Raw genomic sequence first — 14,832 nt, 5'->3', positions numbered from 1 at the left:
CCACGAGACCTGATCCATGTCCGCTCAACCGCAATCCCTGCTCGATCCAAAGCTGCTCGTCCCGGCGCTCGGCTCCGCCTTCGCCAAGCTCGATCCGCGCGTGCTCGTCCGGAACCCCGTGATGTTCGCCGTGGAGGTCATCGCCGTCGTCGCGACCGCGCTGTTCCTGCGCGATCTCGCCTCCGGCCAGCCTGCCGCCTTCTCAGGCCAATTGGTGTTCTGGCTGTGGCTCACCGTCTATTTCGCGACCTTTGCGGAGGCGGTCGCGGAGGGCCGGGGCCGGGCGCAGGCGGACGCGCTTCGGCGCACCCGCTCCGAAACGATCGCCAAACGGCTGGTCGGCCGCGGAGGAGGTTACGAGGAGCTTCCGGCCGAGCTTCTGAAAGTGGGCGATCTCGTGCTGGTCGAGGCCGGCGATCTGATCCCCGGAGACGGCGAGGTCGTCGAAGGGGTGGCGACCGTCGACGAGAGCGCGATCACCGGCGAGAGCGCGCCGGTGATCCGCGAAAGCGGCGGCGACCGCTCCGCGGTGACCGGCGGCACCAAGGTGCTATCGGACCAGATCAAGGTCCGGATTTCGGCTGCGAGCGGTTCGAGCTTCCTCGATCGAATGATCGCGCTGGTCGAAGGCGCCGAGCGGCAGAAGACGCCGAACGAGATCGCGCTGACCATCCTGCTCGCGGGCTTAAGCCTGATCTTCGTATTCGCCGTCGCCACCATCCCCGCCTTCGCCTCTTATTCCGGCGGCGTGGTCCCGGTCATCGTGCTGGCGGCGCTGTTCGTCACCCTGATACCGACCACGATCGGCGGCCTGCTCTCGGCGATCGGCATCGCCGGCATGAACCGTCTGGTGCGCTTCAACGTGCTCGCCATGTCGGGCAGGGCCGTCGAGGCGTCCGGCGATGTCGACGTGCTGCTGCTCGACAAGACCGGCACGATCACGCTCGGCAACCGGCAGGCTTCCGAGTTTCTCCCGCTGCCGGGGGTCAGGGCGAGCGAACTCGCCGACGCAGCCCAGCTCGCGAGCCTCTCCGACGAGACGCCGGAAGGCCGCTCGATCGTCGTGCTCGCCAAGGCGGCGCACGGTCTGCGTGGCCGCGAGATGGGGCCGCTCGAGGCGACATTCATTCCGTTCACCGCCCAGACGCGCATGAGCGGCGTCGACATCGGCGCGACGCGCATCCGCAAGGGCGCCGCCGACGCCGTCATCGCTCACGTGCGGGCGCTGGGCGGCGTAATCCCGAGCGAGCTCGACGGGATCGTCGAGCGCGTCGCTTCCGAAGGCGGCACTCCGCTCGTGGTCGCGACCGACGCAAGGCCGCTCGGCGTCGTCTACCTCAAGGACATCGTGAAGGGCGGCATCCGCGAGCGTTTCGCGGAGCTCCGCGCCATGGGCATCCGCACGGTCATGATCACCGGCGACAATCCCATGACCGCGGCGGCGATCGCGGCCGAGGCGGGGGTCGACGACTTCCTGGCCCAAGCGACGCCCGAGGCCAAGCTGGCGCTGATCCGCAAGGAGCAGTCCGGCGGCAAGCTCGTCGCGATGTGCGGCGACGGCACAAACGACGCGCCCGCGCTCGCTCAGGCCGACGTCGGCGTCGCGATGCAGACGGGCACGGTGGCGGCGCGCGAGGCCGGCAACATGGTCGACCTCGACAGCGACCCGACCAAGCTCATCGAGATCGTCGGCATCGGCAAGCAGCTGCTGATGACCCGCGGCGCGCTCACCACCTTCTCGATCGCAAACGACGTCGCGAAGTACTTTGCGATCATCCCCGCCATGTTCGTCGCGCTCTACCCCGGCCTCAACGCGCTCAACGTCATGGGGCTGGCTTCGCCGCAAAGCGCGATCCTTTCGGCCATCATCTTCAACGCGCTGATCATTGTCGCGCTCATCCCGCTGGCGCTGAAGGGCGTCAGCTACCGGCCGTCCTCCGCCGCGGCGCTGCTTCGCCGCAACCTCGCCGTCTACGGGCTCGGAGGCCTCGTCGCGCCCTTCATCGGCATCAAGCTGATCGACATGGCGATCTCGGCCGCCGGGTTGGCCTGATCGTGACCGCTCCCGCAACCCTTCAAGGCTCCTCCGCCATGCTCTCCCACCTGCGCCCCGCGCTCGCGCTCTTCGTCCTCTTCACGCTCGTCACTGGCGTCGCCTATCCGCTCGCGATCACCGGGGTCGCGCAGGTCGCGATGCCGGTGCAGGCCAACGGCAGCCTGATCGAGAAGGGCGGCGCCGTGATCGGCTCGAGCCTGATCGGACAGGGCTTCTCCAGCCCGCGCTACTTCCACGGCCGCCCGTCCGCCGCCGGCAAGGACGGCTACGACGCGTCGGCCTCTTCGGGCTCCAATCTAGGGCCGAACGCCAAGGCGCTCGCCGAGCGGATCACGGGGGACGTCGCAAAGGTGAAGTCCGAGGACGGGATTTCGGGCGCCGCGCCAGCCGATCTCGTGACGGCGTCGGCCTCGGGGCTCGACCCCGACATCACGCCGGCGTCGGCCTATCTCCAGGCGCCGCGAGTGGCGCGCGAGCGGGCGATGCCCGAGCCCGAGGTGCGTGCCCTGGTCGATCGCCTCGCGCAGCCGCGCGTGTTCGGCGTGCTGGGCGAGCCGCGCGTCAACGTGCTCGCCCTCAATCTCGCGCTCGACAGCAAGCGCTGACGCCCGGCGCCGCGGATGGCGTATAGCTGAGGGCCATGGCCGCGGTCCGACCTTCCCCTGAATCCCTGCTCGCGGCGGCGAACCGCGAGCGGCGCGGCCGGTTGAAGATCTTCTTCGGGGCCGCGCCCGGCGTGGGCAAGACCTACGAGATGCTGACCGCCGGTCGGGCGAAGCTCGCGGAGGGGGTCGACGTTGTCGCCGGGGTCATCGAGACCCACGGCCGCGCCGAGACGCAGGCGCTCCTGAAAGGCCTGGAGATCCTGCCTCAGGCCCGCGTGTTTTACGAAGGACGCGAACTAACGGAGTTGGATGTCGACGGCGTTCTGAAACGCGCCCCGAAGCTCGTTCTGGTGGACGAGCTCGCCCACACCAACGCCCCCGGGTCGCGCCATCTGAAGCGTTATCAGGACGTCGAGGAACTGCTCGCCGCCGGAATCGACGTCTTCACCACGCTGAACGTCCAGCACCTCGAAAGCCTGAACGACGTGGTCGCGCGGATCACGCGCGTCAGGGTGCGGGAGACCGTGCCGGACCGGATCTTCGACCTCGCGGACGAGGTCGAAGTGATCGACCTCACGCCCGACGAACTGCGGCGGCGGCTCGAGGCCGGCAAGGTCTATGTCCGCGAGCAGGCCGAGCGCGCCGTGCGCCATTTCTTCCAGCCCGGCAACCTGGCGGCGTTGCGCGAGCTTGCGCTGAGACGCACGGCGGAGCGCGTCGACGCCGACATGCGGGCCTACATGGACGCCAACGCGATCGAGGGGCCATGGCCTGCGGGCGAGCGTGTCATGGTTGCGATCGACGAGCGGCCGGGCGCGGCGGCCCTTGTGCGGAAGGCGCGCAGGCTCGCCGAGCAGGCCAAGGCGCCATGGCTCTGCGTCACGGTGGAGACCGCGCGGCTGCGGCGCCTGTCAGAGGCTGACCACGATCGCATCGCCGACACGCTGCGTCTTGCGGAGGCGCTCGGTGGGGAGGCCGTCACCCTGCCGGGCGGCGTCGACGTCGCCGAGGAGTTGCTCGCGTTCGCGCGCAGCCGCAACGTCACCACGCTGGTGGTGGGCAAGGCCGATCGCCCGAAATGGTTCGCGCTTTTGCATGGTTCAGTGGTCCGCGACCTCGTGCGGCGGTCCGGCGGGATCGCGGTCCAGGTCATGGCCGGCGACGGCGAGAGCGTGCCGCCGAAGGGCGTCGAGGCGCGCGCCGCGGCTCGCGCCTCCCCCGTCCACTATCTGGCCGCCGCGGGCGGCGTGCTGCTCTCCGGGCTCGCGGGCCTCGCGATCGACACGCAGATCGACATCCCGAACATCTCGCTGATCTTCGTGCCGGCGGTCCTGCTGGTCGCCGTACGATATGGGCTCGCCCCGTCGCTCGCGGCCTCGCTGCTGTCGGCGCTCGCGTACAATTTCCTGTTCACCGACCCCCGCTTCTCCTTCACCGTCAGCGACCCATCAAACGTCGTCGCCATCGTTTTCCTGTCGCTGACGGCGGTGATTGCGAGCTCCGTCGCGGCCCGCGTGCGGGCGCAAACCCTCTCGGCCCGAAGTCAGGCTCGCACGGCTGCGGATCTCTATGCCTTCGCCCGCAAGCTGGCAGGCGTCGCGACGGAGGACGACCTGCTCTGGGCCGCCGCCCACCAGGTCGCGCTGATGCTCAAGACCGACGTGGTGCTGCTGACGCCCTCGCCGGGCGGGCTCTCCGTCGGCGGCGCCTACCCGCCGGAGGATCAACTGGACGCAGCCGAGATCGCCGCTGCGACGTGGTGCTACGAGCGCGACGAGCCGACCGGCCGCGGCTCCGCGACGCTGCCCGGCGCGCGTCGGCTGTTCCTGCCGCTGCGCACCGCGCGCGCCAAGCTCGGCGTGATAGGGGTGGCGCGGCGCGCGGCCGGTCCGGTGCTGGCGCCGGGAGAGCGGCGACTCCTGGACGCGCTTGTCGACCAGACCGCCGTCGCCCTCGAACGCATACGGCTCGCGGCCGACGTCGACGAGGCGCGGCTCGTGGCGGAGACGGAGCGGCTGCGCAGCGCCTTGCTCACCTCCGTGAGCCACGATTTCAAGACGCCGCTCGCCACCATCATGGGCGTCGTCACCAGCCTCCGCAGCTACGGCGCGCTCTATGACAACGCGACGCGCGACGAGATGCTGGCGAGCGCCCAGGAAGAGACCGAGCGGCTGAACCGCTTCGTCGCCAACCTGCTCGATGTCGTCCGGCTCGACACCGGCGCCGTCTCAGCCAAGCGCGGCGCCGTCGATGTCGGCGACGCCGTCGGATCGGCGTTGCGGCGCGCGGCGTCCGCGCTTGACGGGCGGCAGGTTGAGGTCGCCTTGCCGGATGGCCCGCTGATCGTGCAGGGCGATCCCGTGCTGCTCGAGCACGCGCTGATGAACGTGCTGGAGAATGCAGGCAAGCATACGCCTCCCTCCGCGCGCGTCGCCATGAAGGCGCGGAGGGAGGCGGACCGGATCGAAGTGGAGATCGCTGACGACGGGCCGGGCGTTCCCGAGGCCGACCTGCCGCATGTCTTCGAGAAGTTCTACCGCGCGGGACAAGGCGACCGGCGGACCCTCGGCGCCGGTCTCGGCCTCGCGATCGCGCGCGGCTTCGTCGAGGCGATGGGCGGCTCGATCGCGGCGGAGAACCGGCCGGGCGGCGGCGCGCGCTTCACGCTGACTCTGCTCGCCGCGGACGCATCGGGAGATCGCTGACCATGGCGTCGAGCGCCGTCACGGTTCTGATCGTGGATGACGAGGCGCCGATCCGGCGCTTCCTCCGCAGCACGCTCAGCGTCAACGACTACCGCGTGCTCGAGGCGGACAGCGCGGCGGAAGCCTTCCGCATCATGCGCCACGAGACGCCGGAGGTCGTTCTGCTTGACCTCGGCCTGCCGGACTTGGACGGGCTCGACGTCATCCGCGAGATCCGCTCGCGAAGCGCCGTCCCCATCGTCGTGCTGTCCAGCCGCGGCCAGGAGGAGGCCAAGGTCGTGGCGCTCGATCTTGGCGCCGACGACTACGTGACCAAGCCCTTCGGCGTCGCGGAGCTCATGGCGCGGATGCGTGCCGCGCTCCGCCACCGGCTCGCCGACCGCGGCGCGGAGCCGATCTACCGCGCCGGGCCGCTCGTGGTGGATCTCGCGCGCCACTTGGTCACGCGCGACGACGCGGAGATCAAGCTCTCGCCGAAGGAGTTCGCCATTCTTCAGGAACTGGTGGTGCATGCGGGAAAGGTGTTGACCCATCGACATCTGTTCCGCGCGGTCTGGGGCGTGGACGATGGCGACGAGACGTCGCTGCGCGTCTTCATCCGCCAGCTTCGCGTGAAGCTGGAGCTCGACCCGGCGCGCCCGGCGCTGCTGCTGACCGAGACCGGCGTCGGTTATCGCCTCTCCGCCTGAGCCCGAACGGTGGCGCCAAAACTGGCGAAATCGTTCCGGCGGCCTTGGGACCGCAATTTCGCAGACCTGCCGGCCCTCTACGGTTGGAGCTCGGCCGGAACACGTGACGACGCCGAAACGTTGCCAGCTCGAAGCGGCGCAGTGGAGTCCGGCATGTCCGACATCGAGATCACGGAATACGATGGTCCGGCGGGTGGTTGGGGTTCCGCAAAGGCTCTGACCGAGATTCTCAGCCGCGAGAAGCGCGGGGTTTCAGGCGCCGTCCTGCTGGGCAAGCAGAACAAGCCTGACGGGTTCATGTGCGTTTCATGCGCATGGGCGAAACCCGCCGAACCGCGCGCTTTTGAATATTGCGAGAACGGCGCCAAGGCGACGGCCTGGGAACTCACCCGCAACCGCGTCACGCGGGACTTCTTCGCCGCGCACACGGTCTCGGAACTTCGCGACTGGCCGGCTTACGATCTTGAAGAACAAGGCCGGCTCACCGAGCCCATGAAGTACGATCCGGCGACGGACAAATACGTCCCCGTCTCATGGAACGACGCCATCCGCGAGATCGGCGCGGAGCTTCGGACCTTTGAGCCCGATAGCGTGGTGTTCTACGCGTCCGGTCGGGCCTCGCTCGAGGCGTCCTACATGTACGCGTTGTTCGCTCGGCTCTACGGCACGAACAACCTGCCGGACAGCTCGAACATGTGCCACGAGTCGACGTCCGTCGCCTTGCCGCAGTCCATCGGGGTCCCCGTGGGCACGACGGTTCTCGACGACTTCAAGACGACCGAACTCATCATGTTCTTCGGGCAGAACGTCGGCACCAGCTCGCCCCGGATGCTTCATGACTTGCAGGAGGCGCGCAAGCGCGGCGTGCCGATCATCACGTTCAATCCCCTGAGGGAACGCGGGCTCGAGCGGTTCACCAACCCGCAGAGCCCGACCGAGATGCTGACCGGCGCCTCGACCGAGATCTCGACCCAGTACCATCAGCTGAAAGCGGGCGGCGACCTCGCAGCTTTGACGGGAATGTGCAAGGCGCTACTGGCGGCGGACGCCAAGGCCGAGGCGGAAGGCGCGCCGGAGGTCCTTGACCGGGAGTTCATCAAGACCCACACGCACGGCTTCAAGGACTTCTTGCGCTTCTGCGACAAGCAGGACTGGTCTCGGATCGAACGCCGTTCCGGCCTGAAGCGCGAAGCGATCGAGGCCGCCGCCGCTGGTTATGCGCGCTCCAAGGCGACCATGGGCGTCTACGGAATGGGCCTGACGCAGCATCGCAAGGGCGTCGAGACCATACAGATGCTGGTCAATCTGCTGCTGCTTAAGGGCAATATCGGCAAGCCCGGCGCCGGAATCTGTCCGGTTCGGGGCCATTCGAACGTTCAGGGCCAGCGCACCGTCGGCATCACCGAGAAGCCCGAGCTCGTCCCGCTCGATCAGCTTGCGAAGCAGTTCGGCTTCAAGCCGCCCCACAAGAAGGGGATGACCACCGTCGAGGTCTGTGAAAACGTCCTTGCCGGCAAGGTGAAGGCGTTCATCGGTCTGGGAGGCAATTTCGTCAGGGCTGTGCCGGACACCGGCCGGATGGACCCGGCCTGGAGCGGGGTGCCTCTGACTGTGCAGGTTTCGACGAAGCTGAACCGCTCGCACCTCATCCACGGGGAAAAGGCCTATATCCTTCCTTGTCTCGGGCGGATCGAGATCGACGAGCAGGCGACGGGTCCGCAGGTCGTCTCGATGGAGGACTCGACCTCCTGCTTCCATGGTTCGCGCGGGTTCGCGTCGCCGGCCTCGCCCGAATTAAGGTCCGAGCCCTGGATCGTCGCCGAACTCGCCAAGGCGACGATCGAGCCGAACCCGCTGGTCCCCTGGGACGATTGGGTGGCGGATTACGGACTGGTCCGCGAGGCGTTCACCGCGACCTATCCGAAGGTCTTCAAGGGCTTCAAGGATCGGCTGTTCCAGCCCGGCGGGCTCCACAAGCCGCTCCCGGCGCGCGAGCGCAAATGGGAGACCAAGACGGGCCTGGCCAATTTCGTCGCGCCTAAGGGGGTGGAATCGGATCCGGACATGCCGGCGGACGGCCGCGCCGTCCTGGACCTGATGACGCTGCGTTCGAACGATCAGTTCAACACCACTGTCTACGGCTATGACGATCGCTTTCGTGGCGTGAAGGGGACGCGCCACATCCTGTTCATGAACGCCTCGGACATCGAACGTCTTGGCTTTGCCAATGGCGAGCTCGTTGATGTTTCGACGCACACCGACGACGGGCACGTCCGTGAGGTCAGCAACCTCAGGGTCGTGGAGTACAACGTGCCGGAAGGCTGCTGCGCAGGCTATTATCCTGAATTGAACGTCCTCATCCCGCTCTGGCACCACGACGAGCAGGCAAAGACGCCGGCTGCGAAGTGCATCCCGGTTGTCGTTCATCCGGCGAAAAACGTGCTGCTCGCGGCGACTGCGGCATAGCCCATGACCCGCAACCAGTCCGATCGCGGGTCATGGTTGCTGAGGCCGTTGTTCAGATCTGCGCCAGCAGTTCCTTCACGGTGACCTGCTCTGGCAGAACCTTTCGCTCCACCAGCCAGTCAGCCGCCTTCTGCAGCCGTCCGACGAATGCCTCGTCGGTGACAGGGTAGATCTCGTATCGCCTTTTGAGCGACAGGAAGCCTTCACGCACCGGATCGGCGTAGCGGGGCGGCGCGCCCTGCGCGATCTTCTCGGCGTCTTCGGGATGAGCGCTCGCCCAGTCGGCTTCCGCCGAAAAGGCTGCGTTAACAGCACGCACGATGTCTGAGTTTTCCGTGGCGAAATTGCGCGAGGTCAGCCAGGTCGTGAAGTCGATCTGGAAGTCGAGGTCGCGCTCTTCGAGGAAGACGTTGTGCGCCTTGTACTCGTAGCGCGCGATGTCGACGCCGGGGCTCCACATCGACCAGGCATCGACCTTGCCCGAGGCAAGGGCAGGCGCCGCGTCTGGCGGGTTGAGGTAGACGAATTTCACTTTCGACCGGTCGATGCCATGCTTTTCGAGCGCAGCGACCAGCAGGAATTCGCCGAGCCCCGAGCGGTTCACGGCGACCGACTTGCCGACGAGGTCCTCGACCTTGTCGATGCCGGACCCGTCCTTGGCGATGATCGCCGTGGTCCGTGGGCGGTAGATCAGGAACTGCGTGAAGACGAGCGGCGAGCCGGCGATGATCGCGGCGAAGGCCGGCGTGGTGCTGCCGCCGAAGCTGAAATCGGCGCTGCCGCCGGTCACCGCCTGAAGGGTCGGCGCGTGGTTCGGGAACGGGCCGACCCATTCCACCTTGATCCCCTGATCGCCGAGCGATTTCTCCAGCGCGCCGCGTTCCTTGGCGATCAGCGTCAAGCCGCCCGAGGGACCGAAGGTCAGGCGCACCTTGTCGGTGTTGCGCGCGAGCGCGCCGCCGGGCTTCAGACCGAGACCGAGAGCGCCGGACGCGGCGGCGGAGGTCGCGAGGAAGGACCGACGCGAGAGAGTGGGGAAGGACGACATCTTGTGAGGCCTCAGACGACCGAGTGTGACGATGGGGAAGTGAAGGCGGGCGCCCGCGGCGGCGGCGCGACGCCGAGTTCGGCGAGCAGCTCTTCGCGAACGGATTGCGGAGAGGCGGCGCTCGACAGACGGCGCTCATAGGCGATCGCCCCGTCGCGCATCAGCAGGACGCGGTCGGCGAGCGCCACCGCCTCGTCAACGTCGTGGGTGACGAGCAGGACGCCCGGCCGATGACGGGCGATGAGCTCCTTGACCAGCGCGTGCATGCGCAGGCGCGTCAGCGCGTCGAGCGCCGCGAAAGGCTCGTCCAGCAGCAGGAGCTCCGGCTGCTGCACGAGCGCGCGGGCGAGCGCGACTCGCTGCGCCTGGCCTCCGGAAAGGTTGCGCGGCCAGTCGTCGAGCCGATCGCCGAGACCGACCTCCGCCAACGCCGCAGCGGCGCGGTCTCGCGCGCCGTCCGCGGGCAGACCGAGTGAAACGTTCCGCCACAGGCTGTCCCACGGCAGCAGACGATGCTCCTGAAACACCACGGCCGGCCGACGCGGCGCCTTGACCGAGCCGCCGTCGATCGGATCGAGACCCGAGAGAGCGCGGAGCAGCGTGGTCTTCCCGCAGCCGCTCTCGCCGAGCAACGCGACGAACTCGCCGTGGGCGATCGCAAGGTCGAGGCCGTCGATGACGGTGCGTTCGCCATAGCGCCGAACAAGGCCGCGAACGAGAACGGCGGGCTTCGTCGGGATGACCGACAGGCTCATCGGCCGCTCCCGCCGAAATTCGGATGCCACCGGAGGAGCCGCCGTTCGAGAAGGCGCGCGATCGAATCCGAGCCCGCGCCGATCAGCGCGTAGATCACGATCGTCAGCACGATCACGTCCGTGCGCAGAAATTCGCGGGCGTCCATGGCGAGGAAGCCGAGACCCGCCTGCGCGCCGACCGTCTCCGCGACCACCAGCGCGAGCCAGGCGACCGCGAGCGCATAGCGCACGCCCGTCAGGATCGATGGCAGGGCGCCGGGCAGAATGATCCGTCGGATGGTCGTCCAGCCCGACAGACCCTGCACGCGGGCGAGTTCAAGAAGCTTGGGGTCGACCTGCCGGATACCGAGGACGGTGTTGATGTAGATCGGGAAGACGACGCCGAGCGAGACGAGGAACATCTTCTGACCCTCGCCGACGCCGAACCAGATGATGGTCAGCGGCAGCGCCGCGAGGAACGGCACGGCCCGGATCATCTGGACGCTGCGGTCGATCGCCGCTTCCGCAAGCGGCGAGAAGCCAACGAGCACGCCGAGCGAGAAACCGATCAGGCCGCCGATCGCGAAACCCGTCGCCGCCCGCAACAGGCTGACGCCGAGATCGTGGAACAGGCTCCCCGTGGAGGCGAGCTTCCAGGCGGTCAGCGCGACCTTGCTCGGGGCTGGAAGGATCTGCGGGGCGACATAACCGCTGCGGCAAAGCGCCTCCCAGACCAGAAGGAGGAGGACCGGGGCGACCCAGGACAGCGCCAGCAGTCCGGTCTGCCGTGATCTTGCCGCGCGACTTTGCGGCGTCGGCGCCGGCTTGCGGGCGGCCGCGGGCGACGCCGCGTCGAAAGCTGCGATCGCTTGAGGATCGGCCAGGGTCATCTCGCCTCCGAATAGAGGGGCGCGATGGATCCAATCGAATGGCCGAGCCTTGGGAAAATCTGCTCAGCGAAGCGCCGCATCTCGGAGCGCAAAGGCTGGAACTGCAGCATGAACAGCTCGACGCCTGAGCGATGGAACGCGTCGATGCGTTCGGCCACCTGGTCGTAGGAGCCGACGAGGCCCGCGGCCGTGCCGCCATTGGTGCCGACGAAGGCCTGCTTCGCCATGGTCTGGAACATCACGACCTTCGGGTCGGTGTTCGCCTTCTGAATCTCCTTGGCGGGCTTGTCCTGCTCCGCGAGCGCGATCAGCCGCCGATGCTCGGCCTGGGCCTCCGCTTCCGTCTCACGCGCGATGACGAAGGCGGCGAGGCCGAAGCGCAGCGCGTCGCCTTGCCTCGGCCGCGCTTTGACATCTGATATCAGCGCCGCGACCGCTTCCGGCGCCTGGCCGTTGATGAACCAGACGTCGCTGTGGTCGACGGCCAGTTCCCGCGCCGGCTCGGATTCCCCGCCGAGATAAATACCCGGCCGCGGGCGCAGCCGGCCGGCGGGCGAGAGCTTGTAACCGTCAATCGAGAAGTGTTTGCCGTGGTGCTCGACCGTCTCTCCGCGCGTCAGCCGCTCGACGATCGACAGCCACTCCCGGCCATAGGCGTAGCGTTCGTCGTGGTCGAGGAAGGGGATGCCGGCCTTCTCGAATTCGGCGCGGTTCCAGGCGTTCACGAGGTTGATCGCAAAGCGCCCGCCGCTGATCTCCTCGATCTGCAGCGCCATCTTGGCGAGCACGACGGGGTGGTAGAGCGCGGGCTTGATCGCCGCGATGATCTCGATCCGGCTGGTCACCGGCGCAAGCGCCGCAGCCGATGTCCAGGCCTCGAGCTGGTCGCGCTCCGCGAAGTGGGGGTTGGCGGTGTGCTGCGCGACGAGAGTGGAATCGTAGCCGAGCGCCTCGGCCTCCAGGACCGTGTCGCGATTGTGCGCCCAGGAGGCGTCGTAGGGCTCCAGCGGGTCCTGCGCCGCAGCGCGGTTGCCGTGCACGGGCGCCCAAACGCCGAACCGGATCTTCGACATGTCGGTCTCTCCGATCACTCGGCGGCCTGCGCGACGCGCGCGGCGGGATGGTGCGGGTAGGGCAGGCCGAGGTTCTCCCGGAGCGTCCGGCCCTCGTATTCGGTGCGGAACAGGCCGCGGCGGCGAAGCTCCGGCACGACCAGCTCCACGAAATCGTCGAGCCCGCCGGGGAGGTGCGGGGGCATGACGTTGAAGCCGTCGGCGCCGCCGGCCTCGAAACGCTCCTGCAACTGGTCGGCGATGTCCTCGGCCGACCCAATGATCGTCCAGTGGCCACGGGCGCCGGCGATCTTCTCGTAGAGCCCGCGGATGGTGAGGTTCTCGCGCTTGGCGAGCGCGATCGACAGCGCCTGCCGGCTCTTGTGGTCGTTGGTCTCCGGCAGATCAGGCAGCGGGCCGTCGACCGGGTAGGAGGAGAGATCAAAGCCGACCATGCCGGACAGCAGCGAGAGGCCGACCGCCGGATGGATCAGCGACTGGAGCTGGTCGAACTTGTCCTGCGCCTCAGCCCTCGACCGGCCGACGAAGGCCTGAACGCCAGGCAGGACCTTGATCGCGTCGGCGCTGCGGCCGGCCTTTTCCGCGAGAGACTTGATGTCGGCGTAGAAGGCGACGGTCTCCTCGAGCGTCTGCTGCGCTGTGAACACGACCTCCGCCGTCTCGGCCGCCAACTGCTTGCCCGGACCCGAGGAGCCCGCCTGCACGATCACCGGCCGTCCCTGCGGCGAGCGCGCGGCGTTGAGCGGCCCACGGACCTGAAAATGCTCGCCGACATGGTTCAGGACATGGAGCTTCTCCGGATCGAAGAACCGGCCGGAAGCCTTGTCGCGGACGAAGGAATCGTCCTCCCAGCTCTCCCAGAGGCCGGTCACGACCTCTGCGAATTCGCGGGCGCGCTCATAGCGCGCGCCGTGCTCGAGATGCTTGTCGCGGCTGAAGTTCAGCGCCTCGGCTTCGGTTGCGGAGGTGACCAGGTTCCAGCCGGCGCGCCCTTCAGAGATCAGGTCGAGCGACGCGAACTTTCGGGCCACATGATAGGGCTCGTTATAGGTGGTCGAGGCCGTCGCGATCAGGCCGATGCGCTCCGTCACCGCCGCGATCACCGACAGAAGCGTCAGCGGCTCGAACTGCGCGACGTAGCGCGCCGCGCGGCTCTGCGCCTCGAGCGAGCCCTCGTGCATCGCGACCGTGTCGGCGAGGAAGACCGCGTCGAACTTCGCCCGCTCCGCGGTGCGCGCCAGCTCGACGTAGTGGCGGAAGTTCACGCCCGCGTCGGCCTGCGCGTCCGGATGCCTCCACGCCGCGATGTGGTGCCCCGCGGGGTGGAAGAAGGCGTTGAGCTTCATCTGCTTCGTCGGCGCGGCGGCCATCGCTCGTCCTCTTTCCGACGCGGCCGGCGCGCCTCGTCGTCGCGCGTTCCGACCCGCAGGATCGCAATTCTATTACTTGATAGATTTAGTTGACTTAGATCGTCAACCCGTCTCACAAAAGGCGGGCGGCGCTCCGATCGACGGCGCGAGGCCGCCGATATTCGGAGGGTTTCATGAGACCTCACATGCGCTTCAGCATGAGCGCCCGCGTCACCGGCGCCCTGATCGCGGCGGCATTCCTCGCGTCCGCCGCGCCGGCGTGGGCGGAAGGAACGATCAGGATCGCCGAGCAGTACGGGATCGGCTACCTGCCGCTTCACGTCATCCGCGACCAGAAGCTGATCGAGAAGCACGGCAAGGAGCTCGGCCTCGACATCCAGGTCGAGTGGGCGAAGTTCGGCGGCGGCGCGACCGTGAACGACGCGCTGCTCTCGGGTTCGGTCGACGTCGCGGCGGCCGGCGTCGGGCCCACGCTCACGATCTGGGACCGGACCAAAGGCGGCGCAGAGGTGAAGGGCATCGCCTCGCTTGGCTCGCTGCCGTCATTCCTCGTGACGAACAACGAGAAGGTAAAGACGCTCAAAGACTTCACCAAGGCCGACAAGATCGCCCTGCCATCGGTCGGCGTCTCCGTGCAGGCGCGTACGCTGCAGATCGCGGTGGAGAAGGAGTTCGGCGTCGGCAATCACAAGGCGCTCGACGACATCACCGTGTCGCTCGCCCATCCCGATGCGGTCGCGGCCCTGACCTCCGGCTCGACCGAGATCACCGCGCATTTCGCGACGCCGCCCTTCCAGTATCAGGAGCTGCAGAACCCGAAGATCCACAGGGTCTTGAGCTCCTACGACGTGCTCGGCGGCCCTGCGACCGGCAACATCGCCTACGCCACGACGAAGTTCCGGCAGGACAATCCGAAGACCTACAAGGCTTTCTTCGACGCGCTGAAGGAGGCGACCGACTGGATTAACGGCCACAAGGAAGAAGCCGTCGACACCTATATCCGCGTCGAGAAGTCGAAGCTCGACCGCGCGTTCCTGATCGAAATGGTCAAGAGCCCGGACTTCCAGTTCAAGATCGCGCCTGAACGTACGCAGGTCTTCGCCGATTTCCTCGCGCGCACCGGAGCGATCAAGAACAAGCCGGCGAGCTGGAAGGACTACTTCTTCGACGATGTCCAGACGGCCGAGGGCAGCTGA

General features: G+C 67.8%; 11 protein-coding genes. 6 read left to right on the top strand and 5 right to left on the bottom strand.

Translation table 11 applies throughout. The annotated features are described in order from the left end of the window. Positions 1–16 precede the first annotated feature (16 nt). From kdpB to EYR15_RS12685, 5 genes are all read left to right on the top strand, one after another. Positions 17–2,053, top strand: a complete 2,037-nt coding sequence (gene kdpB, locus EYR15_RS12705; protein WP_131003930.1) for a potassium-transporting ATPase subunit KdpB — start codon at positions 17–19, stop codon at positions 2,051–2,053. A gap of 38 nt (positions 2,054–2,091) precedes the next feature. Further along, positions 2,092–2,661: a potassium-transporting ATPase subunit KdpC gene (gene kdpC, locus EYR15_RS12700; protein WP_131004048.1), complete on the top strand. Its 570-nt coding sequence runs from the start codon at positions 2,092–2,094 to the stop codon at positions 2,659–2,661. Between the two features lie 35 nt (positions 2,662–2,696). After that, positions 2,697–5,366: a sensor histidine kinase gene (locus tag EYR15_RS12695; protein WP_131003929.1), complete on the top strand. Its 2,670-nt coding sequence runs from the start codon at positions 2,697–2,699 to the stop codon at positions 5,364–5,366. Between the two features lie 2 nt (positions 5,367–5,368). Further along, complete coding sequence (locus EYR15_RS12690) at positions 5,369–6,055, top strand: response regulator (RefSeq protein WP_131003928.1); 687 nt, start codon at positions 5,369–5,371, stop codon at positions 6,053–6,055. Between the two features lie 153 nt (positions 6,056–6,208). Next, positions 6,209–8,521, top strand: coding sequence for an FdhF/YdeP family oxidoreductase (locus EYR15_RS12685; protein ID WP_131003927.1), 2,313 nt, complete (start codon positions 6,209–6,211; stop codon positions 8,519–8,521). Between the two features lie 52 nt (positions 8,522–8,573). Here EYR15_RS12685 and EYR15_RS12680 read toward each other — a convergent pair whose 3' ends face one another. Genes EYR15_RS12680 through EYR15_RS12660 form a run of 5 tightly spaced genes read right to left on the bottom strand, consistent with a single transcriptional unit; the run spans position 8,574 to position 13,636 of the window. Next, positions 8,574–9,569: an NrtA/SsuA/CpmA family ABC transporter substrate-binding protein gene (locus EYR15_RS12680; protein ID WP_131003926.1), complete on the bottom strand. Its 996-nt coding sequence runs from the start codon at positions 9,567–9,569 to the stop codon at positions 8,574–8,576. Between the two features lie 11 nt (positions 9,570–9,580). Further along, positions 9,581–10,324, bottom strand: coding sequence for an ABC transporter ATP-binding protein (locus EYR15_RS12675; protein ID WP_131003925.1), 744 nt, complete (start codon positions 10,322–10,324; stop codon positions 9,581–9,583). Then, positions 10,321–11,193, bottom strand: coding sequence for an ABC transporter permease subunit (locus EYR15_RS12670; RefSeq protein WP_205741645.1), 873 nt, complete (start codon positions 11,191–11,193; stop codon positions 10,321–10,323). Before EYR15_RS12670 ends, EYR15_RS12675 begins: the two co-directional genes overlap by 4 nt. Continuing rightward, positions 11,190–12,266, bottom strand: coding sequence for an LLM class flavin-dependent oxidoreductase (locus EYR15_RS12665; RefSeq protein ID WP_131003924.1), 1,077 nt, complete (start codon positions 12,264–12,266; stop codon positions 11,190–11,192). Before EYR15_RS12665 ends, EYR15_RS12670 begins: the two co-directional genes overlap by 4 nt. Positions 12,267–12,280: 14 nt before the next feature. Beyond that, on the bottom strand, positions 12,281–13,636 hold the full coding sequence (locus EYR15_RS12660) for an LLM class flavin-dependent oxidoreductase (RefSeq protein WP_165455497.1): 1,356 nt from the start codon (positions 13,634–13,636) through the stop codon (positions 12,281–12,283). A gap of 173 nt (positions 13,637–13,809) precedes the next feature. Between EYR15_RS12660 and EYR15_RS12655 the strand changes: the two genes are divergently transcribed. Continuing rightward, positions 13,810–14,832 carry an ABC transporter substrate-binding protein gene (locus EYR15_RS12655; RefSeq protein WP_245498296.1) on the top strand — a complete coding sequence of 341 codons (1,023 nt, stop codon included), beginning with the start codon at positions 13,810–13,812 and terminating at the stop codon, positions 14,830–14,832.

The sequence above is a fragment of the Hansschlegelia quercus genome, from assembly GCF_004310425.1.
Taxonomy (GTDB): Bacteria; Pseudomonadota; Alphaproteobacteria; order Rhizobiales; family Methylopilaceae; genus Methylopila; species Methylopila quercus.
The sequence above is the reverse complement of the archived record's forward strand: the minus strand, read 5'-3'. Positions and strand labels throughout refer to the sequence as shown.

Coding starts and splice junctions, on each gene's coding strand:
- EYR15_RS12680 (WP_131003926.1), bottom strand. CDS start 9,569: ATGTCGTCCTTCCCCACTCTCTCGCGTCGGTCCTTCCTCGCGACCTCC.
- EYR15_RS12675 (WP_131003925.1), bottom strand. CDS start 10,324: ATGAGCCTGTCGGTCATCCCGACGAAGCCCGCCGTTCTCGTTCGCGGC.
- EYR15_RS12655 (WP_245498296.1), top strand. CDS start 13,810: ATGAGACCTCACATGCGCTTCAGCATGAGCGCCCGCGTCACCGGCGCC.
- kdpB (WP_131003930.1), top strand. CDS start 17: ATGTCCGCTCAACCGCAATCCCTGCTCGATCCAAAGCTGCTCGTCCCG.
- kdpC (WP_131004048.1), top strand. CDS start 2,092: ATGCTCTCCCACCTGCGCCCCGCGCTCGCGCTCTTCGTCCTCTTCACG.
- EYR15_RS12665 (WP_131003924.1), bottom strand. CDS start 12,266: ATGTCGAAGATCCGGTTCGGCGTTTGGGCGCCCGTGCACGGCAACCGC.
- EYR15_RS12690 (WP_131003928.1), top strand. CDS start 5,369: ATGGCGTCGAGCGCCGTCACGGTTCTGATCGTGGATGACGAGGCGCCG.
- EYR15_RS12695 (WP_131003929.1), top strand. CDS start 2,697: ATGGCCGCGGTCCGACCTTCCCCTGAATCCCTGCTCGCGGCGGCGAAC.
- EYR15_RS12660 (WP_165455497.1), bottom strand. CDS start 13,636: ATGGCCGCCGCGCCGACGAAGCAGATGAAGCTCAACGCCTTCTTCCAC.
- EYR15_RS12670 (WP_205741645.1), bottom strand. CDS start 11,193: ATGACCCTGGCCGATCCTCAAGCGATCGCAGCTTTCGACGCGGCGTCG.
- EYR15_RS12685 (WP_131003927.1), top strand. CDS start 6,209: ATGTCCGACATCGAGATCACGGAATACGATGGTCCGGCGGGTGGTTGG.